The sequence below is a fragment of the Bradyrhizobium sp. UFLA05-153 genome, from assembly GCF_054185185.1.
Genome location: NZ_JBBIAM010000064.1, coordinates 21,204 through 38,585, shown reverse-complemented (window position 1 = coordinate 38,585; position 17,382 = coordinate 21,204). Strand labels below are relative to the sequence as shown.

Here is a 17,382-nt window from a genome sequence, read left to right as displayed (position 1 = left end):
ACTGCGCATCCAGCGCTGCATAAGTCCTCGAACGACTATCTTTCTCCCGCGCGGGTCACTGATTTGGCGCCGGCGAGGTCTGTCAGGTTGATGCGGTCATACTCGCTCCAGACATTGGCGAGCCAATGCCGGACGTAGCCGCGCAGCACGAAGGAATAGTTCGCGGCGTCGTCGTGCGGCCCCTTGTTCGCGACGAAATTGACGAACGGGACGGAAGCGACCTCGACCTGTTCATAGGCCATCTCGTTGAGTTTCGGGATTGTCAGGTCGGTGGCGTCTTTGATGCGGTGGAAATAGGAATTGTAGGTCGACTGGTCCCACTGAAAGAACTGGGTGTCGTTGATGAAGTTCTTGACCAGGTAGTATTTTGCGCCGGCCATGAAATTGCTCGTCTCGGCAATCTCGTCCAGCGAGGCGATAGACGATCCCAATACATGGAACACGGCAAAGGTGATTTGGCCCGATCGCGCGGCGTCCAAAAAGCCTATGTCGCGCAGCGACGCTAGTGCCGGGGACATCAGTCCTGCGCGCACGTCGATCACGCTGACGGAGAGGCCCGAGTTCAGCGTGTCGAATATCTTCATCTGGTCGGCGGTCCTCGTCATATCCACGATTTCGGTGATCGCAGGGTGAAAGCGCTTTAGGGTTCCGCGGGGCGACTCGGTGTCAAATGCGCGGGTTTGCACATTATTCGCGCTGAAATAGTCGAGAAGAGTCCGGGATACGGTCGTTTTGCCGACGCCGCCCTTGTCCGCGCCGACCACAATCACAACTGGCTTTGCCATGGAAGGTCTTTACCTCAAGATACTTGTTTAACCGGGGAGAACCGCAAAGTGCGGCTGCATGTGTCTTGCGATGCTCTGGCGTCGAACACGGCCGAAACAAGAGATCGCGCGATGTCCTAAGACGTCAACGACACGAGTGTAGGGGAGTCTCCTAGCGCCAGGGCAGCACGAGGATGATGGCGGCAATGCAACGATGAAACGGGAGTGGACGATAAGCCGTCGACGCGCCGTCGTGGTTCGTACTCGCGGTTTGCAGTGCGCGATGACAAGCAGCGCGTCCTCGACAGGCCGTCGATACTCAGCAAACCGATAGTCATCGAGGGCTGATTGGAACTTGGCATCATCACGCAGACCTCTCGAAAACAGCGGATTCATAGCTTGCGAAGCTGGAATGGCGATCCGCCATCGTGATGGACAGCATGACAGGGACAACTTGCATGTTCGTTCCTAAGATATGTGAAGAGGCAGATTGATTAGCTCGTTTCATGGGTCTCGAATAAGTTGGAGGCAGAGGTTATGGGCTATGGATTGTCCATGCAAAGTGCGTTCCGGTGCGCGCACCGTGGAATCCCGGCTCCAGGCGGAGACGAATCCAAATCTGGAGCGTCTGACTGAACCGAGAGGGGGAGCGAACTCCCGCCTTCGAAATTGCCGGTCATGTCCAGCCTATTGAGCCCGAAAAGGCAGGCGATGATGGCAAGGACGAGTAGCGCGCAGCCTATCCACCTCCGAATCCAAAGTGTTGGCATTCAAGCGTTCCTTAGCGCGATGGTGCCGACGACCGCGAAGAAGCGTCGGCACGCTCCGCGGTCGAATGACCACGGCTCGTAGTGCGGACGATCTCCTGTGCGCGGGTAGAAACTCGTATCGTTCATGGGCGGGCTCCTATTATAGTTCAGGCGCGAGCGATCCTCAGGCCAGCATTCTCGAGCCCAGCCAGAATCTCGCCTGCAACGCCTTGCGGACCACCCTGGTGCTCACCGATCAAGCTTGACGCCACGATATCCGCGATAATCGCGTACGCTCTCTGGCGATGGGTGAAATCGTCCTCAACATAGTCACCGCAGGCATTGCAGGCGATCACCGGTCGGCCGCTCCAGGGGTCGTGGGATGCGGATTGATCATTGGCTTTACATTTCGGGCACTGCATGGGGGGCTCGTGGCATGTTTAATCTTGCTCTGTGCTCATCTATGCAAGCGAGGATGCACTCAATCGTTCGCCGCAATCGCTCTTCGAGCCGACGCGACCGCTCCGCTACATTCTGAAAACGCCATAGTGCGGTGCTTCGATTGGAGCATTAAGCGAAGCGCTCAAGGCGATTGAAAGTGCGTTCCGGGTATCTACGGGATCAAGAATGCCGTCATCCCAAAGCTCGGAAGTTGCGTAATAGGCGCTCGATCGCTCGCGATACTCCTTCATGATCGGTTCTCGAATGGCCGCCAGTTCCTGGTCGGACAAACGCCCGCCTTCACGAGCCAATTGCCTTGCCTTGACGTGGGTGAGTACGCCCACTGCCTGCTCGGCCCCCATGGCCGAAATCTGCGATTGTGGCCAGGTAAACATAAAGCGTGGATCGAATGCGCGACCAGCCATGGCGTATGTTCCCGCTCCGTGGGATCCGTTGCAGATCACTGTAAGCTTGGGCACCGACGCACCAGAAACAGCCATGATGAGGTTGGCGCCATCCTTGGTGATGCCGCCATGTTCGTACTCTCGTCCAACCATAAAGCCGGTGGTATTCTGCAGAAAGAGCAGGGGCGTCCGGTTCTTGTCGCAGAGTTGGATAAAGTGAGCGCCCTTCAGCACGCTGTGATTCTGCAGAACGCCATTGTTCGCGATAACGCCGATCTGATAGCCGTGGAGACGCGCGAAGCCGCATATCAAGGATTGGCCATAGTTCGGCTGGTACTCATGGAATCGGCTGCCATCCACCAGGCGCGCGATGATCTCCCGAATGTCGAACTGAACGCGAGGATCTTTTGGAATAATGCCGTATAGCTCGGACGCATCGTAGACCGGAGGCTCCGGAGCGGATCGATCAATCGCTTCTTTCGTCGGACGCTTCAGTCGAGCAACAATGTCCCGGGCAAGAGCAATCGCATGCGTCTCGGAGGTCGCGGAGTAGTCACCAGTTCCTGAGACGCTCGTATGCATGTGAGCGCCACCAAGCTCTTCGGCAGATACCACCTCTCCAGTGGCGGCCTTTACGACTGGAGGCCCGCCGAGGAAGATGGCTCCAGTCCCCTGCACGATGATGTTGTAATCGCTGAGCGCCGGAACGTAGGCCCCTCCCGCGCTACAGTGGCCCATGACGACAGCAACTTGCGGCACTCCCATCTTAGAGAGGATTGATTGGTTGCGCAGGATTCGACCCGCATGATAGCGATCAGCGAAGAATTCCGCTTGCAAAGGCAAGAACCCGCCGGCGCAGTCGCAAAGATGGACCACCATGAGGCGGTTCTCAATTGCGATATCCAATGCCCGTACGATCTTCTTCACGGATAGTGGATACCAAGCGCCGCCCTTTACACTGGAATCATCTGCATGAACAATGACCTCGCGACCCGCTACTATGCCGACGCCGACGACCTGCGCCGCACACGGCACCTCGCCATCATAGGCCTTGTTGCCAGCGAGCGTCGAAAGCTCGAGAAACGGAGTTTCCGGATCGAGCAACGCCTCAATCCGATCTCGAACGAATAGTTTGTTTTGCTGCCGCAGACGCGCACGCTCTCGTGCAGATCGGTCGAAGCGAGCGGAACGTTGGCGTTCCTTCAATTCGGTCGCAAGCCGTCGGTTATGAAGCTCGTTGAGGCGGAATTCTTGTGATCGGGTGTCCGCGCGAGAAACGATCCGCTGCATATCAGCGTCCTTTCTCGGAAAACGTAACCAACGCGGAGTCTCGCTCGAAGCTTTCGCCGACTTTAAAGTGAATGCACTCGACCGTACCGTCCCGCGGGGAGCGTACGACAAATTCTAGCTTCATACTCTCAGCCAACATCAGCGTAGCGCCTGCGGAAACGACATCACCAGGTGAAACCTCGGTCGCAACCACGACGCCCGGCATCGGCGCGCGCGCCACAAGATCATCCGCCTGCGCGTCTGAGAAAGCGAGCGCTCGCAATTGATCGCGATATTGTAAGATGTGCGTCCTACCGCGGATATGCAGGTAAAGCGTATCACCGCCGATTGCGAATTTGACCGGGATGGTGTCGGTCGGAATGACAAGAAGACCGCGGCCGTCAAGTTGATGCGAAAACGTCACCGGCGCAATGACCTCGTCATCCAAGTGAAGACGATAGCCGTGTTGGCCGGGTGAGAGCCACAATTCATAGTTCTCGACATCAAGCGAAAAAGAGTGCTTCACGTCAGTTTCTCCACTTGCCGAGCTCTGCGTGGAGCGTGGGGACGGCATCTGCTGAATCACGAACGGGTCTGGTCAGGAGCGCAGCGGCTGCTAGGACGGCGGGTAGGTCGCTCGCACATTGGCCAACTGCCACGTGCGGATTGTCATCAAGATACCCGGTATGGATCTGTCCACTCAAAAACGCCTCGTCAACAAGCAGGCGCGCAAGGAAATCGACGTTTGTCTCACAGCCAAGAAGGACCAACTCGCGCATTACGCGTTCGGACGTCGATGCAGCTTCACGGCGCGTGTGCGAATGTACGACGACCTTTGCGAGCAAGGGATCGAATGCTGTCGTGATTTGCTGACCTTGGACGATTCCGCTGTCAATTCGTACGCCCGCGCTCTCTGGGTACTCCAGCTTGAGTATCTTGCCGGTCGTCGGAGCGTAGTCCCGTTCAGGAGATTCAGCATATATTCTGGCCTCAATCGCGTGGCCGTTAGAGACGATATCGGACTGTGAAAAGCGAAGTTCGTGACCTGCAGCGATATGGAGCTGTTCGGCAACAATGTCGATGCCGGTGACCATCTCGGTTACGGGATGCTCAACCTGAAGCCGCGTGTTCATCTCAAGAAAGTAGAACTCACGTCCATCGAAGATGAACTCGACAGTTCCGGCATTTCGATAGTTGGCGCTACGAGCGATGCCGACCGCCATTTCGCAGGCCCGCTTCCGCAACTCCGGCGACAAGGCCGGCGAGGGCGTCTCCTCAATGATCTTCTGGAAACGGCGTTGCACTGAGCACTCTCTTTCGAAGAGGTGGACCACGTTTCCGAAGGAATCGCCCAGCACCTGCACTTCGATGTGGCGTGGGCGTTCAGCATAGCGTTCGACGTAAAGCCGGCCATCCCCGAAGTACCGCCGCCCCTCACGGCGTGCTTGAGCAATCGCGTCATCAAGGGTTTCGAGATTGCGCACAATCCGCATGCCCTTGCCGCCCCCGCCCGCCGAAGGTTTGATTAGCAAAGGGAAGCCAAGGGCTCGCGCTCTAGAAGGGAAGGTCTCTGGATCGTCTTCTTCGACGGCTGAAGGCGCAACGGGAAATCCACTTCGCTGAACAAATCTGCGAGCGCGAATTTTATCACCCATCAGATCGATGCTTTCGCAAGTTGGCCCGACGAACGCAATGCCTGCCCTTGCAACGGCTCTCGCGAAATCAGCGCTCTCCGATAGAAAGCCGTAGCCAGGATGCAAGGCGCCGGCACTTGCTCTGACGGCGCAAGCGATGATTTGCTCGGCATCGAGATAGGCCGCGCTCGGTGAGCGACCCTCGATGACAATGGCTGCGTCCGCCATAGAAACGGCCGGCGTGCCCGCATCGACGTCGTGGTAGACGATAGCTGATCGCAACCCCAACTTGCGCAACGTCTTGATGATGCGCACAGCTATCTCGCCCCTATTGGCGATGAGAACTGTATTGAAGGGCAGTATCTGCATCCGCGTATTCGTCCAAAGAGGGTCGGAATCACGACGTTCGAGAGCTGTTGGGTCTACGAGCAGCTGTCCGCACCAGTCACCCGGCGACTGTCCTTTGGAGGCTGGAAAGGCCGACCGGGACCATCAAAGGTATGTGCTGAAGTCACTTCGAGCCTGTTTTTGCTTTTGCACTTTCATGCACTGACATCACGTAGCGACACTGGTCACTCAAGCTGGTGAACTTGGTTCGAAGACAAGCAGTGATAGCCCCGACATCCGGGATGGCACTGCTGCACAGCCGAAACACGTCCGGGGTGCAAGCCCTCTGCTCATCCGCCGTCGCTGATCGATCTCCGGCGATTGCGCATTCAAGCGTTAGAGAGTTCAAAGTCGCAAAAACAATGAAAGCCACGCGATGGCAACCTGCTCGATAGGCCCGATCAGGTAGGGGACGCTGCATTCGGTTCACGATATCCTCTTTGATGGTGAGTTGTGCCGTGTTGAGTGTCGTGCACGACACTCAACGGTTCCTTTAAAGGAAGGGAGGCTAAAGGCTCAGATTAGCGACGCTTCAGGCAAGAGCCCATTTGAAGGTAGGAGGCGGATCGATGGTTCTGGGGGATCGATCCGGTCACTGCAACGTGAGCTCGAACGCACCTGAAAATGGCAGATGAGAGACACGCGCTAAACTCGGCGTGGGACGCCAGCTTACTCCATGTCGATCATTGCCATCACAATGTTCTGTATCGGACACCCGCGTTGCGCGTAGGATTGGTGCTGTATCGGACACATATGCGGTTTGTGACGATGAGTACGATGCGACATTGTATATCCAAAGTGAACCAAATTCGGTTGCTTGCGCATACCCGATATCGGTTTCGCAGTACTCGCTCTCTTTCTCTTGCGATGGGCCAAAAGAGGAGAGCAATTCAATGTATCGAGAAGGTCTGCGATCGCGCCTTCGGGTGAGAGTGTCTGGATCCTGATGGTGTCGTGCGGCGTAGACGTGGACAGGCGAGACATTGGCGATCCCCAAACTACTTCGAGCGTCGGCCTCGCCGGAGACCACCGCCACTTGTTCGAGACCTTACAATTTGACGCTACGTACGATTCAAGCCTTCCGAGCGGCTTACTTGATGAAATTGTGTGAATTCGTATGGCAGCGGCAGGCGCATCACTTGCAGCAATGTCTAGAGGCTCGGCGACAAGAAAGATGAGGGACGACTTCGCGGTTCATCCCGCGAGATCACAGTGCATCGTGGCCGACCCTGAGACATTGCGAAACATGAAGGAGTTGGCCGTTCTGTCGCCAGACGGCACCATCGCGTGTCAAGCGGAAAAACGGTTCGTTCTGCGTCCGTCCGCCCGTTGTTAACGAGAGTGACGAAGTAAGCAGAGACCGGTGGCGTGAGAGGCGGCAGTGCTTGGGTGGCGATCCGAACAATTGCTGTCAGCGCACCTGCGACGTCCGCGATTGCTGCGTTGCCGATTGGCAGGCCATGTCCGCAGGCTTAGCAATGGGAGCCAACTAGATTTGGTGGTCGCCTGAGGAAAAGCTTGAAACGCACGTAACGTCACATTGTAGGCGTGGAGCGCGAAACATGAAAGGTAGCCACCATGCTTCAATCGCAATTGCATTCGCTCTCTACTTACGCGCTCGGAATAGAGCACGGCATCATAGCAGGCGACTATCCCGTAGCTGCCAAATGCGGCTTGTCTAAGGACGAGCAGCAGGAGGCTGAAAATATATGGGCGTACTGCTTCTCACCTCAGGATCGGATCAAGTACATTCGCAAGAATCGTTCGCAATTTGAATTTCACGACTACAGCCAGATGGTCGGTGTCGTGCGGGGCCGCTGCTTCACCGGTTGCGCCTCGGAGCTAGTCAACTGGCGCCGTCGATTCAGAGCGTGGGCATGGCGCGCTGTCTTATTGTTCTGTGTAGCGACGTGGGTAGCCATTGTCCTCGCCGTTATTCGAGTGGCGGCTTGAGCGTTGGCAATTGAGTCGCTGCGAGCAAAGCAATGATTAGTTCGGATCGACAGATTGCCGAGAAGCCGCGGAAGCATCTGCGAATCTGCAACTGTGGGCGGCGTTCGGTTGCGCCAACAGTGCGCCAAGCCAAGAGTTCGCCAAGCGATGTGTCGTTCATTGTCCATCGGGGCGGACAGCCGGCATGGATGATGCTGTGGCTTATTTGAGTGTACCAGCGATGCCGGGAAGGAAGTCCGCTTTGGCGTGAAATGGGCGATTGAGTGGCGAGATCAGGTACCGGCGATGTGCTAAAGGTCGTCTTGTCGAGCTACCCCACGCTGAGGCGAAAGCAGCTCGACGTCTCTTTTGCAGAGTTCTGTGCTTTATCTCGTGGCGATGGCAAGGCCATCAGCTATATCATACGGCAGCTACGAGAGCGATAATCAACTTAACAAGAAGTCCAAGTTCGACTTGAGTAAAAGATGCACGTCCTAAAATAAGTTTGGCAATCTCTGTTCGGTTGGAAGTAGTTCGCATGCTTGGGGGTAATGCCAAGACTGCTTCATCGAAAAGCCGTCCCAGCGTCAAAAGCTGTTCTGGCTCGTACAGCTTGCCGTACTCCTGCTCGAGACGGCTCGCGCCCCCTTCTATGACCGCACTGTCGGCTTGCTCGTCGATTTCCGGGCACAGGCCGAGCTTCGCCGCTACGAGCTCGTTTGTAAGTGCATTGAGGAGCCGGGTCGCTTCGAGCGCGCTCTGGTCCTCGCAGATCAGTCTTGCAACCTCTTCAATTTGTAGCTCGATCCTCTGCTTAAGGTATTGAATATGCGAACTGCAGGGATGAAGGTGGCCAGCACGTTCTCGAGGCGGCGGTGCTGTGGGGATATGTGGATCAGTATCAGCTTTCAGTCGAATGGGCGATGAGTTGGCAAAAGCGCGCAGAGGAAGAACAAAATATCGAAGAAGTTGCGAAAAGAAACAAACCACTATCTCCCGATAAGCTTGGTTCAGGCGCTCAACTGGCCTCGATTTTCTAGGTACGTACGTTGTCATGGTCATGGCTGCCTCATGTATCGTTCTGGCACACGAATCTTCTGTTGCGCCGCGCGGGCCTCCAGCCCGCGTGGGGATGCCGCTTGACGAGACCTGCCGATAACCGTTCGAAAGGCCCTTCTGATGCCTTGCTGTTGAGCAGGTGGCGAACGAGGCCACCTGGACGAACTGCCCTCAACAGCCGACGATTAATCCTCACGACTTGCGCCATCCCCGAGCTCAACCGCCGCGTTGACTAGCAGCGTTCCTTAGGTTTGGTAAAATAGATTGTTATGATGGAGCGCATTCACCTCATGGATAGAACGGTGCGACAAGGACTTCATCCCGAATCACGCACGGCAGTCAAGCGGCCGGGGCTCGTTATTGCGCGCTGCGACACACGATTCGACCGCGTTTGGTCCAGCTTTGCGCTGGGAGCTGCCGAACGGTCTGCTCAGGCCCGAGCGTTCTCGGGCGACGACGCAGAGCCGAGGTGAAGCAGAGGGGACATGATCGTCGTGAAGAAGCCGGACTTCCGATCGAGAGGAGTTGAGTGGCGGATTGAGACCGAATTGCAACAGCAGGCGCCGCAATCACTGGATGAGAAGATAATTTCTAACCAACACCAACGATCATAGCTTAGTCAGGGACCAGGAGACATTGCATCGTTCGATGCTCAGATTTCTGATGCCCCTCGTTGACGCGACGGTGCTACGCCTTGCGCATTTGTATCGGCGGCGTAGGTTGGAGATTATGGCTTTTGACAAGTGTTTCTGTCGCAAGTCTCGATCAGCGCCTCTGATTTTGCAGGGCTAGGCAGAAGCAGATTGAGTTTTCAGCAGACCTGAGCGTGGCGGCGCTCCGAGAACAATTCGCGACATTAATCCAAAGTCTTGCACGATCCAGCGAATGCCTGTCGCGATAACAATAATGGTCACACCAAGCGCAATTGCGACTGCGATCCTGGTCGATAAATCCCAGAGCTCTCCAAACTGGACCAGGTCCATGAGACGAAAGACGCTTCCTTGAAGGAGATAAAGGAGCAGCGTGCTCTGACCCAGGTCCACCGCGATAAAGCGAGCTATCCGACTTGAACCACAAAACGTCCAGCATCGCAGCATCACTTCCGCGGCGACAGCAGAGGCGGCTGCAGAGCCAACGAACATCAGTGATACTTGTTTGGCCGACTGTGCATCGTGAATCAGAACGAGATTGTTATAGGCATAAGTCTCCTTGTCCCAAGCAAGGAAGCACACGCAAGCAAGACCAAAGAGTAAGAGGAGCAAAGGAGACTTGTAGCGTAAGAGGGCGCTCATCCGCCAGTCAGAAGACCTGGAGAGCACGAACCCGAGGCAAAAGAACGGATAAGTGTACCTGATCAACGGGGCTATCGAAAATGTGACCGGCGCGAGCGCGATCAGAACCGCAGATATGGATACCATCCATGTCGATCGCAGATTAGCAGCGATGAGAAGCCCAACGAGAAGAAACGAAGCAAACGTTGCCCATATAAACCAGTATGTGCCAGCAAACTCCCTTGGGAATTCCAGCGCACCGCTTACTACGCTTGGCGTGGGCGAAATTGCGGCCAACTTAACTGTTTCCATGAGCGTGCACCAGAACAGCATAGGCAGCAGTAACTGCACCGCGCGGTCCTTGATGCTGCGAGTGAACGATTTTCGCAAAAGTGCGCCCGAGGAAAGATATCCGCTGATCGCCATGAAGAGGGGCATGTGAAACATGTAGATCGACTTGAAGTATGGTGAATACCAATACTGATTATCTCTGTAGACGACATATTGTAATAGGTGTCCGACGATCACCAGAATGATGAGGATGCCTTTGGCGAAATCAAAACCCAGATTTCTGTCGGCTGAGCGCGAGTTGCGGTCTGTCGACGCTGTTGGTGTCTTGTCAGTATCAAGCTCTCTAACCATTGTTCCGTGCGCACGCCGTTGGCAGGTTGTCCGCTTTTGGTTCTGCCCTATTTCCATTCTCAATGGAAGATGACCTCAACGCTTGAGGGCGGCGAGGATGTAGGAAGCGGGATCCTTTTTTGGGTAAATTCAAAGCTCGCTGGATACGGCCGGATCGGCCGTGATAGCACTGAGGCCTTTGTCAATCGGGGACTTGCAACGCATCTACCACATTGGCTAATTGGCTTCGTCGCGCACTTTGTATCTGCTCCAGACACCTTGCAGGAAAACATTCGTAGTGTCGCCGCATCAAGACCGAATTCGCGTGTTGCCCGTGCTCAGCACTCGCGGCGGCTTGAAAGTGGCATGGGGCACTTGTCGAGCGGATCACGTTTAGATTGTGCATCGAGTCATGTCCCTTGCGAGCGCGGTACTGGCGCTGTTAATGCGAGCGATCATAAATTCTTGCGAGCCCGAAATCGCCTCATGGTTGTAGTGAAAACGATGCGAGAACTGGGGGCTGCCGCACCGTGCCTGCGTTTCGCGGCCTCCTCCCGTGCAGGACCAGCGTCCCGGCTCGGATCGCTCCAGATAAACGGAGATCCGAAGGGCTCCCCCAGCGGGCAGAAATTGTCATGTTGCGGAATATATGGCAGGTTCTACTGAGCTTCATCTCATCGACCGGACGGTCGAATGTCGCAGGAAAAACCGCCTCAGTTCGACATGGAAAGACATGACGATTCGGCGGTCCTCTGGGAAGACGGTGATTGCGTCTTCTGCCGCGCATGGCGTCGGACCGCCGATGGTGACCGACAACGAGTTCTAATTGTGCGACCGGCTGCGTTGCACCCTCCGCGTGCTGCGCTTGACCGCCTCGCTCATGAGTATGAATTAGGGGAAGGGCTTGAGGGGAAATGGGCGGTGCGGCCTCTGGAGCTACTCCGCGAAGCTGGCCGAACCACTCTGGTTCTGGAGGATCCGGCCGGTGAACCCCTGGTTCACTTGCTGGGCGCACCTTTGGAGTTGGACTGCTTTCTGGGACTGGCGGTTAGCATTACGGCAACTCTCGGTAGTATTCACCGGAGCGGCTTGGTCCATAGAGATGTGAAGCCAGCGCATATTCTGGTGAATTGTCCAGACGGACAGGCCCGGTTCACAGGCTTTGGTCTTGCTTCGCGTTACCCGCGCGAGCGGCAGGCGAGCGAACCGCCCGAGTTCATCGCGGGCACACTGCCCTACATGGCGCCCGAACAGACGGGACGGATGAACCGTTCGATCGATTCCCGCAGTGACCTCTACTCACTCGGCATCACGTTCTACGAGATGCTCACAGGTGCCTTGCCGTTCGCCGCGTTAGATCCAATGGAGTGGATCCACTGTCATATCGCGAGAAAACCAATAGCGCCGACAGACAAATCCGAAAGCATCCCGGAGCAGCTCTCCCAGATAGTGATGAGGTTGCTCGCCAAGGCCGCGGAGGATCGTTATCAGACGGCCGCCGGCCTCGAGCACGATCTTCGGCGCTGTCTCGTCGAATGGTCGAGCTCCCGACGTATCGAACCATTTGTGCTAGGCGAAGAAGATACACCAGATCGCCTGCTGATCCCCGAGAAGCTCTACGGGAGAGGCTCCGAGATCGAGGCGCTGCTCGCCGCTTTCGATCGGGTCGTCAAGAGTGGAGCGCCAAGGTTGGTACTTGTCGCCGGCTACTCCGGCATCGGCAAGTCGTCCGTTGTCCATGAGCTGCATAAAGCTCTGGTGCCCTCGCGCGGGGTCTTCGCGTCCGGCAAATTTGATCAATTCAAGCGCGACATTCCCTACGCGACGCTAGTTCAGGCATTTCAGGGAGTTGTCAGGCCTCTTCTCGGCAAAAGTGACGCTGAGCTCTCGAGTTGGCGCAGCGCACTCCTGGATGCGCTTGGTCCGAACGGACGGCTGATGACAGACCTGATTCCCGACCTACGGCTGATCATCGGCGAACAGCCTGCCGTTCCGGAGCTTCCGCCCCAGCAAGCGCAAACTCGTTTCCAGCTGGTATTTCGCCGGTTTGTCGGCGTCTTCGCCCGCCAACACCATCCGTTGGTGATCTTCCTGGACGATTTGCAGTGGTTCGACGCGGCAACACTCGACATGCTCGAGCATCTCCTGACAGAGACCGATTTGCAACTGCTGCTCATCGGAGCGTATCGGAGTAACGAGGTTGATTCCAACCATCCGCTGAAACGCAAGCTCGATAGCATTAGCAGCACCGGCAGGAACGTGGAAGAGATCACGCTTCTGCCACTCACCCCCCGGCATGTCGAGCAGCTGGTCGCGGATGCATTTCGCTGCGAGCCAAAGCGCGCAGCACCACTCGCGCAGTTGGTTCACCAGAAGACTGTGGGCAATCCGTTCTTTGTCATTCAGTTTATTTCTGCACTCGCCGAAGAGGAGCTGTTGACCTTCGATCACAGCGCGGCGCGCTGGTCTTGGAATCTCGAACGCATCCACGAAAAGGGGTACACCGATAACGTAGTGGACCTGATGGTCGGGAAACTCACCCGCCTACCAGCCGCAACACAGAATGCGCTACAACAGCTCGCCTGTTTCGGTAACATCGCCGAAACATCGGAACTTTCAATTGTTTTCGGGACTTCGCAGGCGCGGGTGCACGCACTGCTATGGCCGGCGATCCATCAGGATCTAGTCGAGCGGCACGCAGACACGTACAGTTTCATTCACGATCGAATTCAGGAGGCGGCCTACTCGTTGGTCCCAGAGGAGGCGCGTGCTCCAGCTCATCTGCGGATTGGCCGGATGCTCGCGGGATATACACCTCCGGAGAGCCGTCGAGCGGCTATCTTTAATATTGTTAATCAGCTCGATCGAGGTCTGTCCCTAATAACCTCCAGTAAGGAGCGAGAGCAGCTCGCAGAATTCAACCTGATCGCCGGCCAGCGTGCCAAAGCGTCCGCAGCTTACGCATCAGCGCTCACATACCTGATCGCCGGTAGCGCGCTGCTCGCGGAAGACTCGTGGCAAAATCAGCACGAGCTCACCTTCGCGTTGGAACAGAACCGGGCCGAATGCGAATTCCTGACCGGCGAGCTGGATGCCGCGGAGGAGCGCCTATCCGCGCTTTCCAGGCGTGGTATGGATGCGGTCGAACAAGCCAGTGTAGCCTGCTTGCGAGTCGATCTGTATCTAACACGCGGCGACCTCGAGCGCGCGGTGGCGGTAGGTCTCGAGTATCTGCGCGGCGTCGGGTTTGAATGGTCGCCAACTCCAACGCAGGAGGAGGCTCTATCCGAATATCAGCTGATGTGGTCCAAGATCACTGATGGCCAGATTGAAAAGATAGCAGATCTGCCTCTAATGAAAGACGAGACGTGCCTTGCTATTTTAACGGTTTTGACGCGGATCCTTCCTCCGGCCGTTTTTACTGACGCCAACCTGTCCACGTTGGTCATATGCCGAGCGGTGAATCTTAGCCTCGACCACGGGAACTCTGATGCTTCGTGCGCACACTACGCTTGGCTTAACCGGGTCTTAGGTGGCCGCTTCGGCGATTATCAGGCGGCTTATCGTTTTGGTCTGCTCGCCTGCGATCTCGTCGATCGTCGCGGGTTGACCCGCTTTCAGGCTCCGGTCTATCTAGCCGTCGGCTCAACTGTGATCCCTTGGACCAAACACCGGGGCGGTCGCGATTTGATATCGCGAGCGTTGAAGGCGGCTAGCGAAGTCGGCGATCTCATTTATGAGGCCTACAGTCTCGCCCATTTGACTTCAAGCATGATAGGCGCGGGCGATCCTCTGGAAGACATTCAGCGCGAAATAGAGAGAAACCTCACCACCGCGCGTAAGATGAAGTTCCGCTTCGCAGCCGACATTATACGTCTGCAGCTTGGACTCGTTCGCACCATGCGTGGCCTCACGCGCACATTCGGCTGCTTTGATGACGAAGAAATTGACGAATTGGCCATCGAGCGCTCGCTCGAGCAAGGACCCGAGGTACCCCTTGGTGCCATTTATTGGATCCGTAAGCTCCAGGCGCGTTTCCTAGCCGGTGACTATGTCGCTGCGATCCATGCGAGGTCAAAGGCAGAACCTCAAATGTGGACCATACCGACAGAAGGCTCAACAGCGGAATTCCACTTCTACGGTGCGCTGTCTCACTCTTGCCATTGCGACGGTTCAGCCGCGAGTGAAGAACAACTGCATCGAGGTATCATAAGCGCCCATCACAAACGGCTTCAGGCGTGGGCGATGAATTGCCCTGAAAATTTTGAACACCGAGCTGCTTTGGTTGCAGCCGAAATCGCAAGGCTTGACAATCGTGATGCAGAAGCAATGCGCCTCTACGAGCACTCCATACGATCCGCAGCGGCTAATGGTTTTGTTCACCATGAGGCGATCGCCTGCGAACTTGCGGGGCGATTTTACGCTGCACGTGGGTATGAGAGGATCGCAAAGACTTATTTGAGAGATGCACGGTACAACTATTTGCGTTGGGGAGCCGATGGGAAAGTGCGACAGCTCGGCGCTTTATTTCCATATCTGAATGAGGAGGACGAAACTCGAGCCCTGTCCGGCACGAGCATAGGAGCGCCGGTTGAACATCTAGACCTTGCTACGGTGATCAAAGTCTCGCAGGCGGTTTCGGGTGAGATTGTCCTGCAAAGGCTCATTGATAGGCTCATGCGCACCGCAATTGAGCAGGCCGGTGCCGAGCGAGGTCTTTTGATTTTGCTCCGTGGCAATGAACCGCGGATCGAAGCTGAGGCGACAACGGCCAGTCAATTGCTTATTGTGCACATGCATGACCAAGCAGTGACCGCGGCAGCTCTCCCGGAGTCGGTGCTCCATTATGTCATGCGGACCGGTGAAAATGTCATTCTCGACAATGCCGCCGTCCAATCTTCATTTGCTAACGACCCCTATATCCGCGAACGCGGGTCGCGCTCCGTTCTGTGCCTGCCCCTAATCACTCAAGCTAAGCTCATCGGGATGCTCTATCTCGAAAATAACTTGGCGGCTGGCATCTTCGCGCGGGCCCGGAGTTCGGTGCTAAAGCTGCTTGCCTCGCAAGCGGCAATAGCGCTCGAAAACAGCCGTTTGTACCGTGATGTTCAGGAACGTGAAACGAAAATCCGGCGCCTGGTCGACGCCAACATTATCGGAATCGTTTTCTTCAGCCATGAGGGGGGCATCCTCGAGGCTAATCATGCCTTTCTCGAGATAGTTGGTTACGACCGAGAGGATCTCGTCGCGGGCCGGATACGCTGGAGCGATCTAACTCCGCCAGACTGGAAAGAGCGCACTGCGCGCGCTCAGACAGAGATCCATTTTACCGGAGCTGTCCAAGCTTTCGAAAAGGAGTACGTTCGCAAGGACGGTACCCGCGTCCCGGTGCTGATCGGGGCGGCCGCGTTCAACGAGCAACAAGGTGTCGCTTTTGTCGTTGACCTGACTGAACGCAAGCGGGCGGAAGCCGAAGCCCGCGAAAGCGAGCGGCGGTATCGCGAGACCCTAATCGAGCTCGCACACGCCAATCGCGTCACCACGATGGGACAACTGACCGCCTCGATTGCGCATGAAGTCAACCAGCCGATCGCCGGCGTCGTCAGCAACGCGGGGGCCGGGCTAAACTGGCTCAATGCTCAGCCGCCTAACTTAGAGCGGGTCCGGCAGACATTCGGTTTGATTATCAGAGATGGCACGCGAGCTGGAGAAATCATCGATCGGATTCGCGCGCTCATCAGGAAGTCGCCCCCACAGAAGGCCCCTTTGGCGATCAATGATGTGGTACTTGAAGTCATAGCCATGACGCGCGCAGAAGTGATGAAGAATAGTGTCTCAGTGCAAACGCAACTCGCGGAAGTCTTGCCGCTCATTCTGGCGGATCGAGTTCAACTCCAACAAGTGATTATCAATTTGATCATCAACGCAGCCGAGGCGATGAGCGGAGCAATGGAAGGAGCGCGGGAGCTGTTGATTGGCACGGCTAGATCTGGCTCAACTGGCGTACTGGTCAGCGTGCGAGATTCTGGTCCAGGATTGGGTTCGAACAATGTGGAGCAGCTGTTTGAGGCCTTCTACACCACCAAAGCGCAGGGTATGGGCATGGGACTGGCCATCTGCCGTTCAATCATCGAGGCCCACGGAGGCCGGATGTGGGCGAGCGCGAAAGAGGATCGAGGCGCCGTCTTTCAGTTCACTCTGCCTGTAGAGCCAGGCGATACTGATCCCGCTCTACATACCGATGGAATACCAGTCGCATGAGATGCGACGGGGGCGAAGGAAGTGTCTCAGCAAAGTCAGATCGCATAGCGTCCGTGCGGTTTTCAAAAACAATCGTGCCCCTTGCCCGTTTCGCCTTTGCCGCGGGGATAAATTGCACGGGGGCCAGTTCGAGCGAATCGTGCTTCGTTCCGGCAACGAGGTTTGGCGGGCGTTCCACATTTTCACCTAACGTTGTCGCGGACCAAGTCTCAAGGATTTAGCCAACCCGTCGCGGTTTCGTCACGCGCGATCGCCGCCAACGCGCAAAGAGGAGCAACATGCCCTTGCGCTTTGGCGCGAAACAGGTGGTGTTGGCTCTTGCGTTCGTGCCTACGCAGCTACAGACGACGCTTTGAGGCTGTCGCATACGACCAGCGCCAACCCGCATCTGGGTTTGACACGCCACCAGCCATGTTACGGCACCACTCGCCGTGCCATCGGAAAGCATTCCCATCCCATTTATCGCCTGGATGAGCTGCCACCTAAAACTGGAGATTCCAGGCGTAGACCCATCCCGGCGGGGACAATCTCCCTCTTGGTCTATGATAAAAGGAAGTGCTGGGTTGTCAGACCGTGGAAGCTCGATTTTC

General features: G+C 56.3%; 10 protein-coding genes. 2 read left to right on the top strand and 8 right to left on the bottom strand.

The features are described 5' to 3' along the window. Nucleotides 1–35: 35 nt before the first annotated feature. The 6 genes from Q2941_RS30700 to Q2941_RS30675 form a co-directional block, all read right to left on the bottom strand. Nucleotides 36–785, bottom strand: coding sequence for a P-loop NTPase family protein (locus Q2941_RS30700; protein ID WP_458194740.1), 750 nt, complete (start codon nucleotides 783–785; stop codon nucleotides 36–38). Nucleotides 786–1,534: 749 nt separating this feature from the next. Continuing rightward, on the bottom strand, nucleotides 1,535–1,660 hold the full coding sequence (locus Q2941_RS30695) for a hypothetical protein (protein ID WP_458194739.1): 126 nt from the start codon (nucleotides 1,658–1,660) through the stop codon (nucleotides 1,535–1,537). A gap of 20 nt (nucleotides 1,661–1,680) precedes the next feature. Continuing rightward, nucleotides 1,681–1,935: a hypothetical protein gene (locus tag Q2941_RS30690; protein ID WP_458194738.1), complete on the bottom strand. Its 255-nt coding sequence runs from the start codon at nucleotides 1,933–1,935 to the stop codon at nucleotides 1,681–1,683. 105 nt (nucleotides 1,936–2,040) lie between these two features. Then, nucleotides 2,041–3,648 carry an acyl-CoA carboxylase subunit beta gene (locus tag Q2941_RS30685; protein ID WP_458194737.1) on the bottom strand — a complete coding sequence of 536 codons (1,608 nt, stop codon included), beginning with the start codon at nucleotides 3,646–3,648 and terminating at the stop codon, nucleotides 2,041–2,043. A gap of 1 nt (nucleotide 3,649) precedes the next feature. Then, entirely contained in the window at nucleotides 3,650–4,153 is a 504-nt protein-coding gene (locus Q2941_RS30680; RefSeq protein ID WP_458194736.1) for an acyl-CoA carboxylase biotin carboxyl carrier protein subunit, read from the bottom strand. Nucleotide 4,154: 1 nt separating this feature from the next. Further along, nucleotides 4,155–5,630 (bottom strand): acetyl-CoA carboxylase biotin carboxylase subunit, encoded by a 1,476-nt coding sequence (locus tag Q2941_RS30675; RefSeq protein ID WP_458194735.1) that lies wholly within the window; start codon nucleotides 5,628–5,630, stop codon nucleotides 4,155–4,157. A gap of 1,596 nt (nucleotides 5,631–7,226) precedes the next feature. On the opposite strand from Q2941_RS30675, the gene Q2941_RS30670 reads away from it, so the two are divergent. Further along, entirely contained in the window at nucleotides 7,227–7,601 is a 375-nt protein-coding gene (locus Q2941_RS30670) for a hypothetical protein (RefSeq protein ID WP_458194734.1), read from the top strand. A gap of 399 nt (nucleotides 7,602–8,000) precedes the next feature. Here the strand turns inward: Q2941_RS30670 and Q2941_RS30665 are convergent, their stop codons facing one another. Together Q2941_RS30665 and nolL are read right to left on the bottom strand one after the other, a co-directional pair. After that, nucleotides 8,001–8,642 carry a hypothetical protein gene (locus Q2941_RS30665; protein ID WP_458194733.1) on the bottom strand — a complete coding sequence of 214 codons (642 nt, stop codon included), beginning with the start codon at nucleotides 8,640–8,642 and terminating at the stop codon, nucleotides 8,001–8,003. Nucleotides 8,643–9,427: 785 nt separating this feature from the next. Next, nucleotides 9,428–10,552, bottom strand: a complete 1,125-nt coding sequence (gene nolL / locus Q2941_RS30660; RefSeq protein WP_458194732.1) for a nodulation factor fucose acetyltransferase NolL — start codon at nucleotides 10,550–10,552, stop codon at nucleotides 9,428–9,430. A gap of 672 nt (nucleotides 10,553–11,224) precedes the next feature. Here nolL and Q2941_RS30655 point away from each other — a divergent pair. Beyond that, nucleotides 11,225–16,792: a trifunctional serine/threonine-protein kinase/ATP-binding protein/sensor histidine kinase gene (locus tag Q2941_RS30655; protein ID WP_458194731.1), complete on the top strand. Its 5,568-nt coding sequence runs from the start codon at nucleotides 11,225–11,227 to the stop codon at nucleotides 16,790–16,792. Nucleotides 16,793–17,382: the final 590 nt, after the last annotated feature.